This is a genomic window from Thalassospira sp. CA1 (genome assembly GCF_059052855.1).
The window spans coordinates 130,803-152,597 of the sequence record NZ_JBZCIA010000007.1 but is presented as its reverse complement, the minus strand read 5'-3'; the positions used below and the strand labels follow the sequence as shown (position 1 = coordinate 152,597).

The 21,795-nt window shown below is 54.1% G+C and carries 21 protein-coding genes and 1 tRNA gene; 12 read left to right on the top strand and 10 right to left on the bottom strand.

What is annotated here, in order from left to right:
• Nucleotides 1–3: 3 nt before the first annotated feature.
• Together AC5Q5A_RS13415 and AC5Q5A_RS13410 are read left to right on the top strand one after the other, a co-directional pair.
• Nucleotides 4–77 (top strand) — tRNA-Gln (locus AC5Q5A_RS13415).
• 121 nt (nucleotides 78–198) lie between these two features.
• Nucleotides 199–564 carry a GFA family protein gene (locus tag AC5Q5A_RS13410; RefSeq protein WP_493895582.1) on the top strand — a complete coding sequence of 122 codons (366 nt, stop codon included), beginning with the start codon at nucleotides 199–201 and terminating at the stop codon, nucleotides 562–564.
• Nucleotides 565–587: 23 nt separating this feature from the next.
• Here AC5Q5A_RS13410 and AC5Q5A_RS13405 read toward each other — a convergent pair whose 3' ends face one another.
• The 3 genes from AC5Q5A_RS13405 to AC5Q5A_RS13395 all read right to left on the bottom strand — a co-directional run bounded on the left by AC5Q5A_RS13405 (nucleotide 588) and on the right by AC5Q5A_RS13395 (nucleotide 2,533).
• A complete protein-coding gene (locus tag AC5Q5A_RS13405; protein WP_493895581.1) occupies nucleotides 588–1,259 on the bottom strand; it encodes a 5-formyltetrahydrofolate cyclo-ligase in 672 nt (223 codons plus the stop codon).
• A 141-nt stretch (nucleotides 1,260–1,400) separates the two neighbouring features.
• Nucleotides 1,401–1,607: a cold-shock protein gene (locus AC5Q5A_RS13400; protein ID WP_008892097.1), complete on the bottom strand. Its 207-nt coding sequence runs from the start codon at nucleotides 1,605–1,607 to the stop codon at nucleotides 1,401–1,403.
• A 200-nt stretch (nucleotides 1,608–1,807) separates the two neighbouring features.
• Entirely contained in the window at nucleotides 1,808–2,533 is a 726-nt protein-coding gene (locus AC5Q5A_RS13395; RefSeq protein ID WP_493895580.1) for a hypothetical protein, read from the bottom strand.
• Nucleotides 2,534–3,077: 544 nt separating this feature from the next.
• Between AC5Q5A_RS13395 and AC5Q5A_RS13390 the strand changes: the two genes are divergently transcribed.
• Both AC5Q5A_RS13390 and AC5Q5A_RS13385 read left to right on the top strand, forming a co-directional pair.
• Entirely contained in the window at nucleotides 3,078–4,103 is a 1,026-nt protein-coding gene (locus AC5Q5A_RS13390; protein WP_493895579.1) for a GGDEF domain-containing protein, read from the top strand.
• A gap of 217 nt (nucleotides 4,104–4,320) precedes the next feature.
• Entirely contained in the window at nucleotides 4,321–5,355 is a 1,035-nt protein-coding gene (locus AC5Q5A_RS13385) for a hypothetical protein (protein ID WP_210520444.1), read from the top strand.
• Nucleotides 5,356–5,438: 83 nt separating this feature from the next.
• On the opposite strand, the gene AC5Q5A_RS13380 is transcribed toward AC5Q5A_RS13385, so the two are convergent.
• Together AC5Q5A_RS13380 and AC5Q5A_RS13375 are read right to left on the bottom strand one after the other, a co-directional pair.
• The gene (locus AC5Q5A_RS13380) at nucleotides 5,439–5,771 is read right to left on the bottom strand and encodes a hypothetical protein (protein ID WP_008892093.1); all 333 of its coding nucleotides are present in this window, start codon (nucleotides 5,769–5,771) and stop codon (nucleotides 5,439–5,441) included.
• A 130-nt stretch (nucleotides 5,772–5,901) separates the two neighbouring features.
• Nucleotides 5,902–6,525, bottom strand: coding sequence for a LysE family translocator (locus AC5Q5A_RS13375; RefSeq protein WP_064781895.1), 624 nt, complete (start codon nucleotides 6,523–6,525; stop codon nucleotides 5,902–5,904).
• A gap of 630 nt (nucleotides 6,526–7,155) precedes the next feature.
• Between AC5Q5A_RS13375 and AC5Q5A_RS13370 the strand changes: the two genes are divergently transcribed.
• The 7 genes from AC5Q5A_RS13370 (at nucleotide 7,156) to rodA (ending at nucleotide 15,852) form a co-directional block, all read left to right on the top strand.
• Nucleotides 7,156–8,706 (top strand): 2-isopropylmalate synthase, encoded by a 1,551-nt coding sequence (locus AC5Q5A_RS13370; protein ID WP_493895578.1) that lies wholly within the window; start codon nucleotides 7,156–7,158, stop codon nucleotides 8,704–8,706.
• Between the two features lie 116 nt (nucleotides 8,707–8,822).
• Nucleotides 8,823–9,746 carry an alpha/beta hydrolase family protein gene (locus AC5Q5A_RS13365; RefSeq protein ID WP_493895577.1) on the top strand — a complete coding sequence of 308 codons (924 nt, stop codon included), beginning with the start codon at nucleotides 8,823–8,825 and terminating at the stop codon, nucleotides 9,744–9,746.
• A gap of 182 nt (nucleotides 9,747–9,928) precedes the next feature.
• On the top strand, nucleotides 9,929–10,969 hold the full coding sequence (locus AC5Q5A_RS13360) for a rod shape-determining protein (protein WP_008892088.1): 1,041 nt from the start codon (nucleotides 9,929–9,931) through the stop codon (nucleotides 10,967–10,969).
• 126 nt (nucleotides 10,970–11,095) lie between these two features.
• Nucleotides 11,096–12,091: a rod shape-determining protein MreC gene (mreC, locus tag AC5Q5A_RS13355; RefSeq protein ID WP_493895576.1), complete on the top strand. Its 996-nt coding sequence runs from the start codon at nucleotides 11,096–11,098 to the stop codon at nucleotides 12,089–12,091.
• Nucleotides 12,088–12,603 (top strand): rod shape-determining protein MreD, encoded by a 516-nt coding sequence (mreD, locus tag AC5Q5A_RS13350; RefSeq protein WP_008892086.1) that lies wholly within the window; start codon nucleotides 12,088–12,090, stop codon nucleotides 12,601–12,603. Before mreC ends, mreD begins: the two co-directional genes overlap by 4 nt.
• Nucleotides 12,604–12,768: 165 nt before the next feature.
• Nucleotides 12,769–14,685 (top strand): penicillin-binding protein 2, encoded by a 1,917-nt coding sequence (gene mrdA / locus AC5Q5A_RS13345; protein ID WP_064781899.1) that lies wholly within the window; start codon nucleotides 12,769–12,771, stop codon nucleotides 14,683–14,685.
• A gap of 3 nt (nucleotides 14,686–14,688) precedes the next feature.
• Complete coding sequence (rodA, locus tag AC5Q5A_RS13340) at nucleotides 14,689–15,852, top strand: rod shape-determining protein RodA (RefSeq protein ID WP_063090283.1); 1,164 nt, start codon at nucleotides 14,689–14,691, stop codon at nucleotides 15,850–15,852.
• A 56-nt stretch (nucleotides 15,853–15,908) separates the two neighbouring features.
• Here rodA and AC5Q5A_RS13335 read toward each other — a convergent pair whose 3' ends face one another.
• The 5 genes from AC5Q5A_RS13335 to AC5Q5A_RS13315 form a co-directional block, all read right to left on the bottom strand.
• Nucleotides 15,909–17,375, bottom strand: a complete 1,467-nt coding sequence (locus AC5Q5A_RS13335; RefSeq protein WP_493895575.1) for a GGDEF domain-containing protein — start codon at nucleotides 17,373–17,375, stop codon at nucleotides 15,909–15,911.
• 47 nt (nucleotides 17,376–17,422) lie between these two features.
• Nucleotides 17,423–18,520 (bottom strand): ABC transporter substrate-binding protein, encoded by a 1,098-nt coding sequence (locus tag AC5Q5A_RS13330; protein WP_493895638.1) that lies wholly within the window; start codon nucleotides 18,518–18,520, stop codon nucleotides 17,423–17,425.
• 296 nt (nucleotides 18,521–18,816) lie between these two features.
• Entirely contained in the window at nucleotides 18,817–19,017 is a 201-nt protein-coding gene (locus tag AC5Q5A_RS13325) for a hypothetical protein (RefSeq protein WP_008892081.1), read from the bottom strand.
• Nucleotides 19,018–19,254: 237 nt separating this feature from the next.
• Entirely contained in the window at nucleotides 19,255–19,596 is a 342-nt protein-coding gene (locus tag AC5Q5A_RS13320) for an Hpt domain-containing protein (protein WP_493895574.1), read from the bottom strand.
• Nucleotides 19,597–19,683: 87 nt separating this feature from the next.
• Nucleotides 19,684–20,577, bottom strand: a complete 894-nt coding sequence (locus AC5Q5A_RS13315; protein ID WP_493895573.1) for a phytanoyl-CoA dioxygenase family protein — start codon at nucleotides 20,575–20,577, stop codon at nucleotides 19,684–19,686.
• Between the two features lie 116 nt (nucleotides 20,578–20,693).
• Here AC5Q5A_RS13315 and cobD point away from each other — a divergent pair, with 116 nt between their 5' ends.
• Nucleotides 20,694–21,794 (top strand): threonine-phosphate decarboxylase CobD, encoded by a 1,101-nt coding sequence (gene cobD, locus AC5Q5A_RS13310; protein ID WP_493895572.1) that lies wholly within the window; start codon nucleotides 20,694–20,696, stop codon nucleotides 21,792–21,794.
• Nucleotide 21,795 lies beyond the last annotated feature (1 nt).

Genomic DNA, 21,795 nt, shown 5'->3' with positions numbered 1-21,795 from the left:
TGTTGGGGAATAGGTTAACGGTAGACCTACGGACTCTGACTCCGTCAGTCCTGGTTCGAATCCAGGTTCCCCAGCCACTTTGCCCACCCCTCCCACGACACTTTTCGACCAACCGCAATGTCGCTCAATTGCAGCGCGAACAGGTTCGATTTAAAGTGCCTGATCATTGATGGCATCTATTTTGGACGGGGACATCGCATGAAGAAGGTTTCTGGTGGCTGCCTGTGCGGTAAAATCCGCTTTGAGACAGTAAATGAACCGCTTCGGGTCGGGCTGTGTCACTGTATGGATTGCCGCAAGCATCACGGGGCGTTGTTTCACGCCTCGGCCATTTTCCCGGAAACGGCGGTCGAGATCACAGGAAAGACCCAAAGTTATCAGGGGCGGCATTTCTGTCCTGATTGCGGATCGTCGGTGTTTTCATGCAGCGATGACGAGATCGAGCTTCATCTGGGCGCAATGGATGCCCCCGATCAGTTCATCCCGACCTATGAGCTCTGGACGATCCGGCGCGAAAAGTGGCTGCCGGAATTTCCTGTCAAACACCTTTACGAGCGCGACTGAACCATCAATCGCCGCAACGCTGCCTAATCACTTAAATGGCAAGGCGGTGATGTTTGGTCGGGTTTGTCCGCATCAACTGTGGCCTGCCCGTCAATATAGCGCGTCCCGTGTTCGGTGATCAGCACATCGACAGGCACGTCATATTGATGCGGAAGAATGTCATCAAGCCGGGTGGCTTCAAATCCGATCCCAACCACCAGCGGCTTTCGCGTAAGCGTCGCCAGTGTCCGATCAAAGAAACCACCGCCATATCCCAGACGATACCCCGCCGGGTCGAACCCGACCAATGGGGCCAGAAGCACATTTACAGCAACTTCCTTGCTGTTGGCCGGCTCGGGGATCCGCGCAAAGCCCGGCACCATTTCGGTATCGGGCGTCCAGTCATGAAAGATCATTGCCTGATCCTTGCCCGGAACCACCGGAAGGGCTGCCTTCCCGCCTGATTTGACATGGGCCGTGACCACCGGACGCAGATCAATTTCGTTCTGGATCGGCCAATAAAAACCGATCGTTGCGGCGGAACGATCCTTTAGGAAGGTCGCGAAATGAGCACGGATTTGATCGGAGAGTTTTTGATGGGTTTGCGCATCAAGTCCGGCGCGCCAGCCAAGCAAAACCCGCCTGACCGCGTGGCGCCATTCCGACTGTGTGGTTGCGTCACCGCCAACAGGTGCGGCAGGAAGATCAAGGATCATGAATGCCCGGAAAGTTTGCTGGTTTGATAAAAGTCACGCGTTCAGGCGACACCAACAAGCGGGCCCCAAAAACGCATAACGCGCCGGAAGGCCGGCGCGTTAACGGTTGTCAGCAAAGAAAGCTGCAAGCCAGATAGAAATTTAGAGAATGGCGAGTTCTTCTGCCGACATGCGGCCGTTGCGACCTTCAATCAGCTCAAACTGAATTTTCTGCCCTTCATCAAGTCCCTGCAGACCAGCACGCTGAACAGCGGTGATGTGCACGAATGCATCTTTGCCGCCCTCGTCCGGGGTGATGAAGCCATAACCCTTGGTCGCATTGAACCACTTAACCGTTCCGGTAGCCATATCCGTAGTCGTCCTTAGTTTAGTATGCGCATCCCCAAAGTCAGGAATGCATGAAAACAGTCCCTGCATTACACCGACCAAAAGCGCAACCACCATCAACCAGAGAGCGACCACACACTTGAAAGATGCACTGCATCGTTTCAATAATTACCCAATTTTCGGCTTAGTGCAATGGATTCATGCATGAAGTTCTTTTTTCGCTACCACGCGTAATCGACCATGTGACGCAGGTCACCATGCGGCACCTGCCCGGAACCAGACACACCCATAGATGAATCAAACGCAGAAACGAATTCCCGTAAAGGTTCTGTATCGCGGCAGATCAGCGAGATGTCGACGGTGATCACCGGGGGCAGCTCGGCCTCGATGATATCGGTGCGACCAAACGTGCGGATATTGGTGCTGTCACCGATGATCCCGGTCAGTCGCCCGGCCGCAAGCAGCTCGACAGCCTGTTCGAGACTTCCGAGATCATGCCAGACAATCTCGCCACGCAGCGACAGACTCGGCCTTGGCAGATTGGCAAGAATTCCGATATCGACCTGCGGCAGGGTGCGGATATCGGCACCGATACGCTGGAACACGCGAAGTTCGAAGCGAACCTTGCTTTTTGAGGCAATGGTGTCCTCAAAACGTGCCGGGTGGGATGCAAGAATACAGTCGGTCAGTCCCGCATCAAGCGCATCGCGAAAACGGTTATAGGGAAAAACATCAAAGGCAACCGGACGCTGTTGCGCGCCAAGCAGGGTAATGAACCGCCGCTGACCGGGAAGAGCATATTGGCTCCATTTGGCGTCAAACACGATATTGCTGGCAACGCGCACCGCATCAGCTGCGTGCGCACCAGAAACACCAAGACCGCAGACAACAAAAAGCCCGACAAACAGGGCTGCTCGCATCGCTATTCGGCTGGTAACAAGGATCAATTAAACGCCCTGCCATAGTGGTTATTACAGATGCCGTCACGCGCAAGCCGTTCCCGTGCAACATTCGACTAATAGCCATATAAGGTCGCCCGATCTGAATACCAGATAGTGATAATAGAAAGACTGCCCCGCACACCGTCAGGAAGGATGAAATGAAGTTCTTGCGCCAAATTGGGCCAGATGGCCGGACAGCCTGAAAATGGATAAAATCAGCAGATTTTCATAGCAGGCAGAGTGATCATTCCACGATCCGGCATCGTATATGCCATTACCGACTTTTCAGGCGTCAAGCGCAAGACGCCGTTGTCACCTGACAAATAGAAAGCCATTCGTTCGGGATGTCTGAATTTGTCATTGTCTGAGGGGTAGAAGTGCGTGACAAAGCCCCTTGCTTTAGACGATGATAGAGCAAGCCTAATATAAAAAGTATATCTTGCACCTAAATGTGCACGGGCACCCTAGAGCATCGGTTAATAGCGATGCAGGGTCTAAGTTGGGACACGCTTGACTGAATGGATATGATATTCGGATCGGATAACAGGAAGTGACAGCGACAACCAAGATCGCAAACCCACGCGACATTGCGCACAACGTTATGGCGCTCGTCAACGAGCTCAACTTGCAGCCGACGCCACAGGTTTACCATGTTTTCTACAGCTACCTGACAGACGAGGTGCCCGAACTCAGTCAGTTGATCAAGGTCTTGATCCGCAACACGCAGGATCTTGATGAAGAGACTGTTTTCCGAATTTACCACAAGTATCTCGGCACCCACGCGATGCAACAGCATCTGAAACAGGGGGTCGAGGGCCTGCAGTCTGCTGTCGAACGTGTTGAAATGGCGGTAACGTCGGTCATGCGGGAGACGGATACTTTCTGTGGCGATATCGAGGTCGCATCACAGCAGTTGCTGGCCTCGGACATCACACTGGAGGACGCCCGGTCTGTCAGCCGCGGTTTGTCGGAAAGATCCAGCAAGGCGCGCGATACATACAGCTCCTTTAACGGCAGCCTTGAGGAATATCACAAGGAGGTTCTCAGGGTCCGTACCGAGCTTGAGCTTGTCCGCCGGGATGCCCTGACCGACACCTTGACCGGAATTGCCAACCGCAAGAATTTTGACACGTCGCTGCGCGATGCGGTGACGACGACGATGGAGTCCGGCGCGCCTCTCTCGCTTTTGATGATCGACATCGATCACTTCAAGGAATTCAACGACAATTTCGGGCACCGTGCCGGTGACGGGGTCCTGAAGGCTGTGGCGCGGGTTCTGGTCAGTTCCACAAAAGGTGCAGACACTGTTGCCCGTTATGGCGGCGAAGAGTTTGCGATCATCCTGCCCGACACCGCGCCGGAGAACGCGGCAAAACTCGCCAACAAGTTGCGACAAAACGTGTCAAACCAACATATTATAAACAAAAAAACCGGCAAGGATTTCGGCAAGTTAACCGTTTCAATTGGCTTGACGGCCTATAATCTTGGAGAGAATATAATGGAGTTTGTGGACCGTGCGGACAAAGCGCTTTATATGGCAAAGCAGGATGGCAGGAACACCTGCGTCACGCAGTAAAAAGCGCTCTGGCGGACCACGTCACAACAGGGCATGAGTGAAGACATCTCTGAGAACAGAGAGCCTAGATAAAAAAGATCAAAAAAATCAACCAAGACACCGAGCCAACACACGTGTCCTAATAGGCCGAAAAGAACAGAAACGATGGTCTAACAATCGGGTCTGTCATGTACAACATACGTATGGTGTGCAGTGGCCTTGCAGGGCGGAGAAGCAGATGAAGACACCGAACAGCGAACGTAAAATCGAGCTAGAACACAAGATTTTCAAAACGTTCGAAGAATGCCACTTTCAGAAGTCTGATATCTCAGACGAAGCTCTTTTTGTCCTGAAAATGGCAGAAGGATCGGTTGTGTCTTTGCCACTTAAGGCGATTTGCCGTGAATTCGATATTGATCCGGAATCCAAGGATGGCGATCTGATCAGCCTGATCGACAAGTCGCTTAACTTTGTCAACGTCCTGCGCCCGGGCGACAACCTGCCGCTTGAAGTTCTGACCGGTGAAGCATCATGGGCTGTTGACGAAGATCACAAGGCGATTGCCTATAACCGTATTACCATGCAGTTGGTAACCTGGATGTCGGGGAGTGAAGAACTCATCACCGACCCGGACCAACTGATGCAGATCGCCGAGGATCCGAACACCAAGAAGAAGATCAACCAGGCTTTTGACGAAGTTGCCGAAAAGCTCGGGTTTGGCAAAGAAAACCGCGAAGAAGTCGTCAATCTTGTGCATCAGGTTGCTGATGAGCTGTCCTATATCGAGACGCTCCGCGTGAAGTATCGCAAGATCCTGATGGTGGATCGCAAGCTCCAGGACCTTCGCCGCATCTATGCGCATGAAAAAGGTGTTCTCGAAACCGTCACACAGGCTATTCGCCTGCTTGATGACGCCAAGAAGAAGTTCGAAAACACATTTGACGAACTTGATGCCAATACCGGCGAGATCATGTCAGTTCTGCGTAACTTCACCTCGCAGCGCCAATATATCCGAAGCCAGCGTGATGACCTTTACAAGCGTCTGCGCGCGTGGGAACCACTGATAGAACAGTGGGAAGAGCTTGAACTGGAACGCGGTCCCAAGGCTGTCAATCTGGTCAAACAGACCTATCAGTTCCTCGCCCCGCGCTTCATGAAGGTCAAGCAATGGCTGCTGATGACCAAAGTGCAGGACGGTGTTTCCGAACAACACAGCTTCAAGAACGAAGACGAACGCATGGGCAAGCTCAAAGGCAAGATGATGCAGTGGTAGCCCTGCCCGCCCTGCTGGGAATAGAAAAAGGCGCGCTGCTCAAGCGCGCCTTTTGTGTTACTAAGCTGCCTTGTCGACCTGCCTTAGCGGGCCTTTTCACCGGTCATGGTGATTTTAAGCGCCACATGATCATCCAGAACCGCAATCGACTTTGACGCATTTGCCGGCACGGGGACCTTGCGATCAATGCAATAGGCAATCATCGCAGCCGCAAGTTCTGCGCCTGCGGTTGGCACAATCAGCTTTTGACCTTCATCAGAAGTAACCGTCATACGCGCGATGACTTCCGGTTTGCGTTCCACCTCAAAGCTGCTGATCTGACCGGGCGGCAGCGCTTTGCCGGTGCGTCGACCATGGGCCAGAATTGCCTTGATCAGTTCGCCGTCCTCGAAAACGATACAGCGTATCTCGCGCATGGTCGGAAATCCTCAAAACAGTTGTTTGATTACATATTGTTATGATGAAACAACAAAACAAACATCAAATCCAGGCAACGCGTTGAAATAATGCCCAATGCACGACCAAACGCCGCGAACGGCCACCAGATCAGCTGCTTGCCAACCAGATGCCAACACCGATCATCAATGTTCCTGCAACCCGATTGAGGATGCGCACGTTACCGCTTTTTTCAAGGAAGCGACGCAACGACCGCCCACCGGTGGCATACATCGTCATGCAGATCAGCTCGGTCACCAGAATGATCGCAACCAGCACCGAAAGCTGTGGCGCGATGGGATGCTGCAAACTGATAAATGGCGGCAGCAGGGAAATCATAAAGGCCCAGCCCTTGGGGTTGGCAATCGCGGTCACAAAGCCCTGTGCTGCCAGCCCGGCGGCTGTTGCTGTCTTGGCACCTTCGACTTCGCCGGAAATTGCCATGCGCCCGCGCGAACGCCACAACTGAATGCCAAGCCACGCCAGATAGGCCCCGCCGATATACTTAAACACCGCGAACACGGCGGGATATTGCAGCATGATCGCCGCCACGCCCAGTGCCGAGGCAACCACCACAATGCCCACACCAATCAGTTCACCCACCATCATCCAGAGTGTGCGTTTCAGACCGATTGTCATGCCAAGGGTCAGCGCAAGTGTCATGCACATACCTGGCGTAATGGAGACAAAGAAGGCCGTGGGGATGAAGGCCCCGATCAACGACAAACTCAGCATAATGGTTCCTGTGGCTTGGATGGCGCTCCGCCCTGACCGTCACCATTGGGGGCGTGACATCATCAGGGACGAAATCACTACCCGATTAGTCAAATTCCGACCAGTATCTTTTTGGTATGGCCGAAATGACATTTCGGCTGCCGTGTCGGACAGCACGAAAACAGCACAATGGCCCGAATATCGTAACAGAAATGCATATGCCAAACCCGGCCCCGCTAAATTCCACTCAAAAAACAGACCAAAAGGTACAAAAATTACTTGACCTGAAGGGGCCCGCCGACGAAATTGGGGACGTCGCCAGCAACAGCTGGCATCCAAAGCCAATTGATGAAGACCGATGACCGCAGACATTTGCAACATTGATGCATATGCCGACCGCGCCGAAGCCACCGCTTCGCGCGCGCTTGCGCTGTCTGCCCTCAACCTAACTTCCGGTCTCCTTGGTCTAGCAGAGCTAGGCGCTCTACGACTTACTCGCCCCTGAGCGACTCATGCCGGTCCGGATCACACGAATAGCTTGTCGATCCATTTACCGCAGCTCAGGGGAAAAAGTCGCGCCAGACGGCCCGCACTCCTTCCAGACAGAATTTACATACCGGGCAAAGACCCGTTTGATCAGGAAACAAGATAATGGCTAGTGCAAACGACAATCGCGTCATCATTTTTGACACCACCCTGCGTGACGGGGAACAGTCCCCGGGTGCATCGATGACGCTTGATGAAAAGCTGCGCGTGGCGCACGCACTGGCGGAACTGAAGGTTGATGTCATCGAAGCAGGCTTTGCCATCGCATCGAACGGCGACTTCCAGTCCGTCCATGAAATCGCCAAGCAGGTCAAAGGACCGACCATCTGTTCGCTGGCACGTGCCGCCAAGGGCGACATCGAACGCGCGGCAGAGGCATTGGAACCGGCGGAGAACAAGCGTATCCACACCTTCATCTCCACAAGCCCGCTGCATATGAAATACAAATTGCAGATGGAACCGGAACGCGTTCTGGAAAAGGTAATTGAAAGTGTGACGCTGGCACGCAAGTTCACCGACGATGTTGAATGGTCGGCAGAAGACGGTTCGCGTACCGAACATGACTTCCTGTGCCGTTGCGTCGAAGCGGCCATTGATGCCGGTGCGACCACCATCAACATCCCCGACACGGTTGGCTACACCACGCCGACCGAATATGCCGAACTGATGACCATGCTGTTTAACCGCGTGCCCAACATCGACAAGGCGATCCTGTCGGTTCACTGCCACAACGATTTGGGTATGGCAGTTGCCAACTCGATCTCGGCGGTGAATGCCGGGGCCCGTCAGATCGAATGCACGATCAACGGTCTGGGCGAACGTGCCGGTAACGCCGCACTCGAAGAAATCGTTATGGCGATCAACACCCGCAACGATGCCTTCCCGTTCACCACGGGCATTGATACCACCAAGATCATGAACGCATCGCGTCTGGTTTCGGCTGTTTCCGGCTTTGTAGTACAGCCGAACAAGGCCATCGTTGGCGCCAATGCCTTTGCCCATGAAAGCGGCATCCATCAGGACGGCTTCCTGAAGAATTCCGAAACCTATGAAATCATGAAGCCGGAATCGATTGGCTTGAACAAATCAAGCCTGGTCATGGGCAAGCATTCCGGTCGCCATGCGTTCAAGGAAAAGCTCAAGGAACTGGGCTTTACCGATTTGGGTGACAATGCGATTGAAGATGCGTTTGCACGTTTCAAGGACTTGGCCGACAAGAAAAAAGAAGTCTATGACGACGATATCGTCGCCCTGGTCGATGACGGCATGCGCGACAACGAACATATCAAGTTCGTTGACCTGACCGTTACGTGTGGCTCCAAAGGCCCGCAGACTGCGGAACTGGAACTGACCGTCGACGGCGAAACCCGCACGGCCAAAACCACCGGCGATGGCCCGATTGATGCGACGTTTAACGCGATCAAGGAAATCTATCCGCATGACTGGCGCCTGAAGCTCTATCAGGTGCATGCGGTGACCGAGGGCACCGACGCCCAAGGCACGGTAACAGTCAAACTCGACGGCGAAGATCGCACGGTTGTCGGCAACGCATCCGATACCGATACCGTGGTTGCATCCTGCCTTGCCTATGTCACGGCAGTGAACAAGCTGATCGAAAAAAGCAAGAAAACCGCACCGGATGCCATGGCATCCTAAGCAAAGCTTACCGGTTTACATTCAAAGGGCGGCACCTGTGCCGCCCTTTTCTTATGTGTGAATGGTGGCATAGCCAACGGTGTGATAGAATTTGGCACCCGTGAATGGAGTTGCCGATGGCCCTGCCAAGCAAAGCTCTGCGTGCGTTTCCATATGTTCTGATCGTTACGATTGCTGTGGCCCTGTCTGTTGGCATGGTGACAACCTCCACAAACGCGTTCGCACAAACGCCGACGATGCAGTCGGGTCAGCCTGTCACCGTTCCATCACTGCCCTACCCCAAAAGTGGTTTGAGGCAACGGCTGATTTCCGCCGGTAAAGCCATCCCGCACGTTGATGAAAGCCTGCAAGCGGGTATTCCAGCAGTTTATTTCGAACCGTCTGCGGGCAATGGAGACACAAAGCCGCCTTACCCTGCCGTCGTCGCCCTGCCCGACTGTGACAACCATTTCCCCGGAACGTGGATCAATATCCTGCGACAAAGCGGATATGCGGTGCTTTTGATCTCACCACCTAACGCCCATCCGACGCAGGATTACTGCGGTGGCGGGGAACTTCAAACGCCAAAACACGGTCTGTCCTATTGGGCGTTCGATGCCATCAGCGCGCTTCATTACCTTGCCGGGGTAAAATCCATTGCCCCAAACAACGTTGCCATCTTTGGCTATGGCTATGGTGCCGGCGCAGCTCAGCTGGCGATTTATCGGGATGGCCATGCCAAACACTACCAACACCGATTTAAGGCGCTTGTCGGGCTCAGACCGCAATGTATGTCGGAAATGGACAACTTTGTGCCCAGCCTGCTTGTGGCTGTCAAAAATGATCCGTTTAACCCGCCGGCATGGTGTGAATGGCGTATGGATCGCGACCTTTACGACGGGCGCGAACCCGTTCGGCTTGAAGTCGTCAAAAGCAGCGAAATGATTGAAAAACAAACGACTCGCAAAACGTTGCAAATAGAAAACGGTCCGCTTGTAGTCTCACTGGTGACAGATTTCCTTTCTGCAATGGGCATCTCGGAAAATATAGGACGAAATTGAATTTCTCCGCCAAGACCATATTACTGATCATGTTTTTGATGCCTTATTTCAGGAAAATTACGCGCCTTAATTATTCCTCAATCCCCTGAGCAGATTATTCGTGCATCGGCTTATTCCTTACGCTATCAAAGCCGGTACATTCGCTTTTGAGATTTTACTTTTAACCGGGGCATAGGGCAGGAATGTTTTCCAAGCTTCTTGGGGTTTTATCCTCCGACATGGCGGTGGATCTGGGCACCGCGAACACACTGGTTTACGTTAAGGGACGAGGCATCGTTCTGAACGAACCATCCGTGGTGGCCATTACCGACGAAAAAGGCAAGAAACAGGTCCTTGCAGTTGGTGAAGAAGCCAAACAGATGCTCGGTCGTACCCCGGGGTATATTCAGGCGATCCGCCCGTTGCGTGACGGCGTTATTGCGGAATTCCACATCGCCGAGGAAATGATCAAGCACTTTATCCGCAAGGTCCATAACCGTCGCAACTTTGCCAGCCCGGAAGTCATCATCTGCGTACCGTCGGGTTCGACCGCAGTTGAACGCCGCGCCATTCAGGAAAGTGCAGAAAGTGCTGGCGCGCGTAAAGTCTGGCTGATTGACGAGCCGATGGCAGCTGCCATTGGTGCCGGCCTTCCGGTGACGGAACCGACCGGCTCCATGGTTGTCGATATCGGCGGTGGCACCACCGAGGTTGCCGTTCTCTCGCTGGGCGGTATCGTCTATGCGCGTTCGGTACGTGTCGGTGGTGACAAAATGGATGAAGCGATCATTGCTTACATCCGTCGCACTCATAACCTTCTGGTCGGCGAAAGCACCGCCGAACGCATCAAGAAGGAAATCGGTTCTGCCTGTGCACCGGATGACGGTGATGGCGCAACCGTAGAAATCCGCGGTCGTGACCTGATGAACGGCGTTCCGAAGGAACTGCTGATTTCTGAACGTCAGATCGCAGAAAGCCTTGCAGAGCCTGTTTCGGCAATCATCGAGGCGGTGAAAGTCGCGCTCGAACAGACCCCGCCGGAACTTGCTGCTGACATCGTGGACAAGGGTATTGTCCTGACCGGTGGCGGCGCGATGCTTGGCAACCTTGATTACGTTCTGCGTCATGCAACCGGTCTTCCGGTTTCGATTGCAGATGATCCGCTTTCCTGCGTTGCACTGGGTACCGGTCGCGCGCTGGAAGAGAAAAAGATGCTGCGTAACGTCCTGCACACAGCATACTGATAAAAAAGCGGCCTTGAATATCATCACCGGGTCGTATCCTTACTGGACGCGACTCGGTGATTTCGTTATGGTTGAATATCCCGCACGGGATGAAGAACAACCTTTTGGGAATTCGCGGGGAATACATTGGCACAGCATGGTGGTCCGCAGCAGCGTATCTTTTCGCCGTTACGCACGGCCCTTCACCGCTTCGCTTTCATACTGCTGATTTTATCGGCCTTTGGCCTGATGCTTCTGGGCAAGGCCGATACTGTTCTGATCGAGCGGATCCGCGCCGCGTCGGCTGATCTGGTGTCGCCGGTGATGAACGTCATTTCCCGCCCTGCGGCCAGCATCAACGAGCTGACCGACAAGATTTACAACCTTGCCCATCTTTACGAAGAAAACGAACGCCTGCGCCGCGAAAACCAGCAATTGCTGGCCTGGCAGCAAGCCGCACGCAATCTTTCGCATGAGAATGCCCGTCTTCGCGATCTGGCAAGCTACACATCGCCGCCCGCCCTGCATCTGGTAACATCCCGCGTGATTGCGGACATGGGCGGTGCCTATGCCCACAGCGTGATGATTTCCGCCGGATCACGCGACGGCGTTGCCAAGGGACAAGCCGTGATTTCGGATGAAGGCCTGATTGGTCGCGTTGCCGAGGCGGGGTATCAGGCGTCGCGTGTTCTTTTGATCACCGATATCAACTCGCGTGTGCCGGTCGTTGTGGAAAATTCGCGCGACCGTGCATTTCTTTCCGGTGACAACACCAACCGCCCGCTTCTGACATTCCTGACTGCGGATGCGGCCGTTGCACCGGGTGACCGTATTTTGACATCGGGCCATGGTGGTGCTTTCCCACCGGGCATTCCGATTGGTGTTGTATCATCGGTATCGGAAAATGCCGTTCGCGTTGCGCCGATGTTCCGCCGCCATCAACTGGAATATCTGCGGGTTGCTGATTACGGCCTTCAGGGCATCCTGAGCGAAGACCGTATTCGCCAAAGCCAACCGTCCAACGATGCAAACATCACGGAAGTATCGCCGGACCTGCCTGACGGCGTCGGCATTGTTCCCGCAGGCCCGACCGGCAACGAAGGAACATCACCCACCACCAACGCGGCAGGGGAAGCCCAGTGAAACCCGGCGTCTGGCATCGACTGGACATTATTGCCCGCGGCCTTTTTCCTGCCTTCAGTGTTTTCGCTCTGTTGCTGATCAACCTTCTGCCGCTTAGCGTGCCGTTGTTATCGACGGCCTCACCGGCACTGGCATTGATGGCCGTTTTTTACTGGTCGGTTAACCGCCCTGACCTGCTGACGGCTGTTACAGCCTTCCTGCTGGGCCTGTTGCAGGATTTGTTGATGGGGTTGCCGCTTGGCGTCAGTTCGCTTGTGCTCGTACTGGTGCAGACCGGATCGGCAAGTCAGGGGCGCTTTTTCCACAACAAGCCGTTCAGCGTGATGTGGTGGGGCTTTGCATTGGTGGCCATTCCGGCACTTTTGGTTCAGTGGTTGCTGAGTTCGGCCCTGATCGGTGCATTGTTGCCCTTCAAGGCCACCATGATCAGCTATGTGTTGACGGCTGCCTTGTTCCCGATTGTTGCCTGGGTTCTGGCGCGCGCACAAAATACCCTTTTGCGTTATGTCTAGACTGCCATGCGCGAATGATGAACTGCGCAATATTGATGTTTTGGCAACGGCTACTAGCTATGATGGGGAAAGGCTGTTTTAATCCCCGATCAACCGGGATAAAACGGGCCAGAAATTGAACACTCGGCCTTACGGCTACTGACGAAATACAGGTATCCAACGCCCATGTGGCATCGTGACTCAGACCGGTTCAGACTGTTTACCCGACGCGCCCTGATGCTGGGTGCGGGCAAGGGTGTATTGCTGACTGGTCTTGCCGCGCGCATGTACTATCTGCAGGTCCTTGAAAGCGACCGCTATCAGACGCTGGCCGATGAAAACCGCATTTCGCACCGTCTGCTGCCGCCACCGCGTGGACTGGTCACCGACCGTTTCGGTGCACCGCTTGCCGTAAACCGGCAGAACTATCACATCATGATTGTGCGCGAACAGACACCCGATGTCCGCCGCACGCTTGAAATCCTCGATCAGATCATCGAACTTGGCCCCGACACCATCGAGCGCGTTGAACGCGATGCTGCCCGTCGGCGTTCCTTTGTTCCGGTCACAGTGCGCGATAACCTGACATGGGATGAGGTCGCACGCGTCGGTGTCAATGCACCCGACCTGCCCGGCCTGATCATTGATGCCGGACGATCACGCGACTATCCCGAAGGACCGCACCTTGCCCATACACTGGGTTATGTTGCTGCCGTCTCTGAAAAGGAACTGACAGGCGATCCGCTTTTGGAACTGCCGGGCTTTACCATTGGCAAAAGCGGCGTTGAAAAGGTTTATGACCTGGCACTGCGCGGCACGGCTGGCACCAGTCAGGTCGAAGTCAACGCACTGGGCCGCGTTATTCGCGAACTGGAACGCGAAGAAGGTGACAGTGGCAACACTGTTGTCATGACGCTTGATCTTGAATTGCAGCGCTACACCAATCAGCGGCTGTCGGATCAGGAAAGTGCCGCCGCCGTGGTTATGGACATCCATAACGGTGAAGTGCTCGCACTGTCGTCGCATCCGGCCTATGACCCGAATGCCTTTACCAATGGCATTTCGCACAAGCTTTGGAACAGTCTGGTCAACAACCCGTATGCACCGCTTTCCAACAAGGCTGTGAACGGCACCTATGCGCCGGGCTCAACCTTCAAGATGTGCGTCGCACTTGCCGGACTGGAAGCAGGCATTATTTCGCCCAACCAGAAATTCTTCTGCAACGGGCATCTTGATCTTGGGAATGCACGTTTCCACTGCTGGAAACGCGGCGGTCATGGCTGGATGAACATGCATGACTCCATCAAGCATTCCTGTGACGTCTATTACTACGAAATCTCCCAGAAAATCGGGATCGACCGCATTGCGGCCATGGCAAACAAGCTGGGGCTTGGCGAAGATACCGGCATTGACCTTCCCAACGAACGTAGCGGCCTGATCCCGACCAAGGACTGGAAGGAAATCCAGCTTGGCAAACGCTGGCAGGGCGGTGAAACGCTGATTGCGTCCATTGGTCAGGGCTATGTTCTGGCAACGCCGTTGCAACTTTGCACGATGACTGCACGTCTGGCCTCCGGCAAGGCGGTGCGCCCGCACCTGACGCGTGACAACGTCACCCCCGAAGGCGTTACCAGCCGCCAGGCCGAAGAATTCCCGGAACTTCAGGTCAGTCGCGCCAACCTGGCCCGAATTCGTGATGCAATGAACGGCGTGACCAACGAATTGCGTGGCACAGGCCATGGTGCACGGATCGCCATCAAGGGCATGGAAATGGCTGGCAAAAGTGGTACCAGTCAGGTTCGCCGCATCACCATGCGCGAACGCCAGACAACCGGGGTGCTAGATAACAATGACTTGCCGTGGAAGTACCGTGACCACGCCCTGTTTGTTGCCTTTGCGCCGGTCGATAACCCGCGTTATGCCTGTTCAGTGGTGGTCGAACACGGCGGTGGTGGTTCGAGTGTTGCGGGCCCGATTGTCCGTGACCTGCTGCTAAAAGCGCAGGAACTGCAATCCGCACGTCAGGGTATCTCGGCCGCTGACCAGCCCAATAGTGCAAATCTCCGGCGCAATCCGGCCCACACTGATCAGGACGAGGGTTAAGCCATGGCAGGAAGCAGATTTCGCATTGGTGAAGACCCGGATTATGTGCCGATTGGCCGCCGGTTATTGTTGCTGAACTGGACGCTTGTTCTTTTGATCGCAGCCCTGTCTGGCATCGGCTTTGCCATGCTCTATTCAGCGGCCAACGGATCACTGCAACCCTGGGCCGAACGCCAGATGATGCGTTTTGCCGTGGGTGCGGCACTGATGATCATTATTGCTGTAACCGATATACGTGTCTGGCTGAAGCTTGCCTATTTCTCGTATTTTGTCGCGCTGATTTTACTGGTAGCCGTCGAAATCAAGGGCGATATCGGCATGGGCGCGCAGCGCTGGATCAATCTGGGTTTCTTCCAGTTGCAGCCGTCCGAACTGATGAAAATCTCTTTGGTTCTTGCACTTGCGCGGTATTTCCATGGTTTGACGACCGAGGATGTCGGTCGTATCCCGCTTTTGATTCCGCCGATATTGATGGTTCTTGCGCCCTCTGCCCTCGTATTACGCCAACCTGACCTTGGCACCACGTTGCTTCTGATTGCCGGGGGTGGTGTGATTTTCTGGCTGGCCGGGGTGCGCATCTGGAAGTTTGCGCTTGTCCTCGGCACGGCACTTGCGGCCATTCCGATTGGCTGGCAGTTCTTGCGCGAATATCAGAAGAACCGCGTTCTGACCTTCCTGAACCCGGAAAATGATCCGCTGGGCGCGGGCTATCACATTACCCAATCAAAGATCGCGCTTGGTTCTGGCGGGCTGTTTGGCAAAGGGTTCATGTTGGGCTCCCAAAGCCATCTGAACTTCCTGCCGGAAAAACAGACCGACTTTATCTTCACCATGCTGGGCGAAGAATTCGGCTTGGTCGGCGGCATGGCGTTGTTGGGCCTTTATGCGCTGGTGATCACATATGGCTATGTCATCGCGCTGCGCTGTCAGAACCAGTTTGGGCGCCTTGTCGCCATCGGTGTGACCTCGACCTTCTTCCTTTATGTCTTTATCAACATCGCCATGGTGATGGGGCTGATCCCGGTGGTTGGCGTACCGTTGCCGCTTGTGTCTTATGGCGGCACGGTGATGATGACCATTCTGGTCAGTTTCGGGCTTTTGATGAGCGTATCAATCCACCGCGACATCCGGATTTCCCGACAGGGTAATGACGACGGCCGGAATTAAAGACACGCATTCCCGATGCACATGCATCCGGCGTCGCACCGGAACTATCTGATCAATCAAATGTCAGACGGCAGCTGATCCTTGAATTCCGAAAGCGTGCTGAAGTCAGCCAGCTTGCATCGGTTGCGCCCGGTTGCCTTGGCATCATAAAGAGCGTGATCCGCCAACGAGTACAATATCCCCGGGATATCGGTGTTTTCCGAGTTCCTCAGAACATCAAATTGCGCGGCAACGTCCGGATCAAACTCAGCCATACCCTTTGCAGACGGCAAGCCCGACACCCCAAAGCTTGATGTAAAGGAAAGTTTGCTACCGCCATACTCGACACTGTTCTGCTCCAGGCCCTTGCGCAACCGTTCCGCAAGGATCATCGCCCCCTGCAATTCCTCCCCCGGCAGCAAGACAGCGAACTCTTCACCGCCCATGCGCGCCGGAATATCAATGGAGCGCAGTGTGGTTCTAAGGGTGTCTGCCAAGGCAACCAGAACAGCGTCTCCGGCCTGATGGCCATAGGTATCGTTGAGCGCCTTGAAACGGTCGATATCAAGAAGAATGAAGGATACAGGCGTATCCCTGCGCCGCCAGACGGCAACAGCGTCTTCCAACCTGCCGAGAAAGGCACGACGGTTAGGCAACCCGGTCAGTGGATCCGTTGACGCAAGTACTTCAAGCTTTTGCATCGCGGAATTGAGTTCTTCTGTACGCTGCGCGACACGTTCTTCCAAAGTGATGTTCGCATTCTGCAGTTCGTCGCGGGCTCTGCGCAATTCCCCTACTTGCTTGCGGATCATTCCGAAAAGCCCGACCGTCACCGAACCAAGCAACTGAACTTCGTCGTCATGACGATGTTCCGGCGGCATCTGAAGCGGGCGACTATCGTCTGTCGGGTTCGCGTTAACGATATAGTTTCCAAGCCGGATCACGGGTCGTGAGAAAACGAAGTAGCTCATTGCCGCAAAACAAAGGGCCATCACCGCCGCCAAAATCATGGTCGCAAGGAACGACCACGAAAGACGCGTCATGTAGGCGTTCACATAAACCTGTGGATTAAGCTCAATCACCATCTCGCCAATGGTGGCGACAGGTTTGCGTTCCGGGTCGCGCACCGGAACAGTGATTGTTTGTAGTCCGCCAAACATCTTTTCAGCCCAGCGCGAGACTGGTATTTCGCCTGCGGGTCGTTTTAGTTCAAAAAAGATACCGTCATCGGCGTTGGTAAGAATAACGCGTGCAATGGACCGATTGTTGAGCATCCCGCGCACCATAATATTGGCCAGTTCGCGGTCGCGCTTGATCATGACTTCAGTCGCGACAGGCGCACTGGAGGAAAAGATGCGCTGGTTGCTCTGTTGATAGACACCTTCGAGCCAGAGATAATCCTGATATCCGCGAATGGCGACGATGATGAGGCCAAGAGCAACTGCCAGGAAAAGAGAGTACTTTAACTGACGAGCCGCAATTGTGCTGCCCAATCGCATCCCGGCAAGATCATCAAAATGCTTTTCGTCTGGTTCTCGTGCCAAGCGTCTCGACCTTGTCTTTCTAAGAGGTTACCTGATGATGGCTTTTGCTATTCACGCATGCCATCGCCGGGATGTAACACAAAGTTATACTCTGTGCCGAATGGGGAATTGGCAATACTAAAATCCTTGAAATCCAAGCTGTTCCAATCCCTGCTGCCGAGGACATCGACAAAGTGAGATATGTTTTCGCGTGTGATCGCCTCCATCCTGAAAGAGATTTCGGGATGATGGGAAAGAAATTCAACGCCATGTATGTAATCATGAAGCAATACCATGACCCATGCGCCAGCAAAGAAGTGCCCCCCGTGGGTCATGGTCATCTTGCCGTCTGCGACGTTGCGCAAACCCGCAGGTGACCAGTTCAACCCGCCGACAAAGACATCTTTCCCGGGTTTCCGCCCTGCTTTCTCCAGAGCCGCAATTGCACCGAGCGCAATATCATCATTGGCAGCCCAGACCGCATCGACGCACCCGCCCCGTCTAAGCCAGTTTTCTGTCTGACGGTATGCCTCATCGTATGACCAGTTTGCCACCAGACGACGCTGTTCGCGAAGAAGCGGAAAACGACTAAGCGCGTGATCAAGTCCCTGCATTCGCTGAAGCGAGGCTGGTGTCTTGCTGTCCCCGGCGATGGATAACAGGCATAGCGGCGCTGGTTGCCGATTTTCGGCTTGAAGACGCGCATTATCGATCAGGGACTTGGCGATGTCGTATCCAGCACGCTCGTTATCCGGCGTCAGGGAGAATATCCAGTGATCAAAGTCCCTGCCCGGATAGCCATATGCGTTCTTTTGCTCTTTTGTCAGGTCATTGAGCAACATGATGACCGGAATGCCCCGCTCTTCTGCTTCCAGAACGATGCGCGTTCCCTGCTGATGTTCGTTAACGGCAATGATGTAATCAGGCGCGGGCTCAAGAGCAAAAACCTTCTGCGCACTTTCGATCATCATCTTGCTGTCGCGGTTGCTATCGAAAACGATCAGTTCATAGCCAAACTGATCTGAAGCCGCCTGCATGGTGTCGCGCACATCTTTCCAGAAACCGCGATCCCCATACCCCGGATTGATAAAGGCGACGCGTGTTGGAACGTCGGTGGCGTCATGCTCCGTCGCTTGTGTGGTCGCCAGTGGCAGGCACCAAAGCATAAGCACGAAAAGCAAAATCACCGCGCACGACTTCAAACCAATTTTCTGTTCTTGCTCTTTTTGCTGCGGGCTACAGCGTCGGACTAAACAACCCACTTAGGCATACCTCGATTTATAATACATCGCTTCAAGCCTGCAATGCGTGCATGCTCGCGCCATGCCACAGTTGCAAACGGTGGCGAAAGCAACAGGCGCCCTCCACCCCGACCGGCTAGTTATAATATACGATGGTATACAAACTTGATGTCAGGATGGGAACCGGTTCTTTGCAAAATCGAGGTAAAATAAACGCGATATCAGCCGCCGGTTGATTGCGTACGCTTCAACGCTTCGACCAATTCCTTGTTCGACATGTTGGCCCGGTTCTGTATGCCTTTTTGCGCGGCTAAATGATACAGATCATCTCGACGCCACTTGTCGTAACTTGGCGCGCCGTGAAGACGCTGTGCAGAAGTTTCCTGATCTGTTTGCCCAGAAATTTTATTAAAGCTCGCCACTGTTGCCTCCATGTTGGGACGGTCACAAGCAGTCTTGGCACTGTGTACAGTGCTGGTGGATGAAAATCCGTTCTAGATTTCATGTAGGGGGAATTGACTGATTTTCTATTCCCCGGAACGCATTTTTCATCGCCAAGCGGCGTAACAAACTGAGTAATCTTGCAAAAATAATGAAAAAGGCAGATCCAATTGATCAGCCTTTGGGCTCACTCACACCACTGAAGCAACAGATAACAGCTATGGCGTGGCAAGGAGCGCGCGCATGGCGTCAACTGTCTGCTGTGTTATCTCGTCGAGTCCCTTGATCTTGTCATCAAGTGCTGGATCGAAATCACCTTCGAAACGCTCAAATGCCAATGCAGCTTCTGCAAGTTCGGGCGCCGCCATATTTCTGGCCATCCCCTTGATGGCGTGTCCCGACCGCTTGATGCCATCAAGGTCCTTGGTAGCCACCGCCTCAATCATTCGGGCGCGCTCCTCGTCGTAGGACGCCGGGAGCAAATTCACCAACAGCAATACCTGATCTTTGCCAAGGACCTGGCACAACTCGTCAAAACGGGCGTTATCAATCAATTCCATCGACAAACCTTTCTGTGCAGCCCATGGCAGTATCACGTCTGGCACAACACCACTCAACCCGCACCAATGTCGGGAGCATTCCGGCTTTTACTGCATATGGTTAATCGTAGCACACGCGTCCACAACGTCATTTGCCCATTTAAGGGTTTCGGCATCCATTGACTGCATGTGACGGTATTTTTCAAACTGTTTGGCAATCAAGGCCAGACGTTCCAAAAACACCGGTGGATGATCAAGCCCCAACAATTGATCGGCAAGCGGATCAAAGGCGGCATTCTGAAATTCAAGTGACAGGCTGATCCTGGGTTCGCTGGCATACGGGCTTGCCCTTCCACCCCAATGATAAAGATCCTGTCGCCAGCCCATCACCGCACCAGGCTTGGCCGGAAGGGCGCGAATATCTTGAAGACGAACCTCCCCCGGTTCTGAAACCGGTGCCGGGTAACCTTTTTCGAAATTGCGGGGTAAGACATGCATACAGCCATTTTCAGGCGTGGCATTGCTCAGCGGCACCCAAAGAGAAAGACTGATCAACATCTCATCGCCAATCGTACTTTCACCTTGATAATCGCGATGCGGTGGCCAACCACTTCCATCAACATCGGGATCGACATGCCACGCCCAGAAGTGCGGCAAAAGCGCAATCCGATCGCCCAGAAAATGGGTCAGAAGCGGACGTAAACGACGAAACACATCCCACGCTTCATCATAAAGATATATCAGCGCGGGTGGCAGGCCATTGGCAACAAGCACTTCAATCCCGCGACGAAGCTTTTCAAGCTCGCCCGCCGGCAAAACATCGTGGATCAGGAAATATCCCTCATCCCAAAACCGTTCAGAAAGCACGCCCCCGTCAAAACCACCTTTATCGGCACCAATTTCCGCGATTTCGGTGCTCGGACTTACACCGTTGGAAATCGACAGTTGCGGGTTAAGCTTCTGCCATACCTGAATGTTGGTGGCATTTTGGACTGTGATCATGGGAAAATGTCCGGTATTGAGGATGGCCGGACGATACGCAGCACTTTCCGCAATGGCAAGCGCGGAAACTTGATCCAAACCAAAGACAGTTAACTTTCGATCAGGCTTGGCCCATCATGACAAACAGCCATATCACGCCAAAACAACAACCACCGATCAATCACGGTGGCGCAGTTGATCGGGCGGCAAGCCGATATGGCATTCCAACAAGCGACTGGCTGGATTTATCGACCGGTATCAACCCAATAGCCTACCCGGTTCCCGATATTGCAAATGCGCACTGGCAACGCCTGCCACTCACCTCGGAGCTTGATGGCCTGAAAGCGGCAGCCAAGCAGTATTACAATCTGCCGACGACAGATCATCTCGTTTGCGCCCCGGGCACACAGGCCCTGATCCAGATGATCCCGTTCTGGCTGAAAGACCGAATGGCAGATCAGGCAACCAAAAACGTCCATGTCATGGGCCCGACATACGGCGAACATGAACGGTGCTGGCGACGTGCCGGATACCACTGCCAAAGCCACCAAACCGATCCGGCTGACAGGATTGCCAAGGCCACGGATATTCTGAGCACTGCCGAAACGGGAACAGTCATCATCCTGGTCAATCCCAACAACCCGGACGGGGCCATATTTGCCCCTGACGATATCTTCAAGCTGGGCAAACGTGCAGATGTGCGCAGTTGCTGGCTTGTGGTCGATGAGGCCTTTATGGATTGCCAACCGGACCAATCGGTTTGTTCGCGCATTGATCAGTTGCAAAACACCATTGTGTTGCGGTCATTTGGCAAGTTTTTTGGCCTTGCCGGGGCGCGGCTTGGCTGTGCCGTGATGGATCGCAACCTTGCAACTGAACTTGAAAGCCGCGTTGGCCCATGGGCCATTCCCGGTCCAACCATGGTCGTGGGCGCGCAAGCTTTTTCCGATACGCAATGGCAGCAGCAAAGCCGAACACGTCTGACGGCAGACGCAGCGCGGCTTGATGATCTGATCACCAAAAACAGCGGACTGGCTCTATCTGGCGGCACCGATCTTTTCCGCTACTACGACGGTAAGGATTGTGTTGCTTTGGCAGACCACCTTGGACACCGGGGTATTCTGGTCCGGCTATTTGATCATGATGCAAACAAGGTTCGGCTTGGCCTGCCCGGAACTGATATAGACTGGAAGCGCATTGAAGACGCGATGGCAGATTGGCACAGACCAAACCGCTAAA

Excerpts from the sequence above, each read along its gene's own strand:
- rodA (WP_063090283.1), top strand. The coding sequence starts at position 14,689 with ATGGCAGGAAGCAGATTTCGCATTGGTGAAGACCCGGATTATGTGCCG.
- AC5Q5A_RS13320 (WP_493895574.1), bottom strand. The coding sequence starts at position 19,596 with ATGGAATTGATTGATAACGCCCGTTTTGACGAGTTGTGCCAGGTCCTT.
- AC5Q5A_RS13410 (WP_493895582.1), top strand. The coding sequence starts at position 199 with ATGAAGAAGGTTTCTGGTGGCTGCCTGTGCGGTAAAATCCGCTTTGAG.
- AC5Q5A_RS13405 (WP_493895581.1), bottom strand. The coding sequence starts at position 1,259 with ATGATCCTTGATCTTCCTGCCGCACCTGTTGGCGGTGACGCAACCACA.
- AC5Q5A_RS13400 (WP_008892097.1), bottom strand. The coding sequence starts at position 1,607 with ATGGCTACCGGAACGGTTAAGTGGTTCAATGCGACCAAGGGTTATGGC.
- AC5Q5A_RS13360 (WP_008892088.1), top strand. The coding sequence starts at position 9,929 with ATGTTTTCCAAGCTTCTTGGGGTTTTATCCTCCGACATGGCGGTGGAT.
- AC5Q5A_RS13385 (WP_210520444.1), top strand. The coding sequence starts at position 4,321 with ATGAAGACACCGAACAGCGAACGTAAAATCGAGCTAGAACACAAGATT.
- AC5Q5A_RS13370 (WP_493895578.1), top strand. The coding sequence starts at position 7,156 with ATGGCTAGTGCAAACGACAATCGCGTCATCATTTTTGACACCACCCTG.
- AC5Q5A_RS13375 (WP_064781895.1), bottom strand. The coding sequence starts at position 6,525 with ATGCTGAGTTTGTCGTTGATCGGGGCCTTCATCCCCACGGCCTTCTTT.
- cobD (WP_493895572.1), top strand. The coding sequence starts at position 20,694 with ATGACAAACAGCCATATCACGCCAAAACAACAACCACCGATCAATCAC.
- mrdA (WP_064781899.1), top strand. The coding sequence starts at position 12,769 with ATGTGGCATCGTGACTCAGACCGGTTCAGACTGTTTACCCGACGCGCC.
- AC5Q5A_RS13365 (WP_493895577.1), top strand. The coding sequence starts at position 8,823 with ATGGCCCTGCCAAGCAAAGCTCTGCGTGCGTTTCCATATGTTCTGATC.
- AC5Q5A_RS13315 (WP_493895573.1), bottom strand. The coding sequence starts at position 20,577 with ATGATCACAGTCCAAAATGCCACCAACATTCAGGTATGGCAGAAGCTT.
- AC5Q5A_RS13330 (WP_493895638.1), bottom strand. The coding sequence starts at position 18,520 with ATGCTTTGGTGCCTGCCACTGGCGACCACACAAGCGACGGAGCATGAC.
- AC5Q5A_RS13380 (WP_008892093.1), bottom strand. The coding sequence starts at position 5,771 with ATGCGCGAGATACGCTGTATCGTTTTCGAGGACGGCGAACTGATCAAG.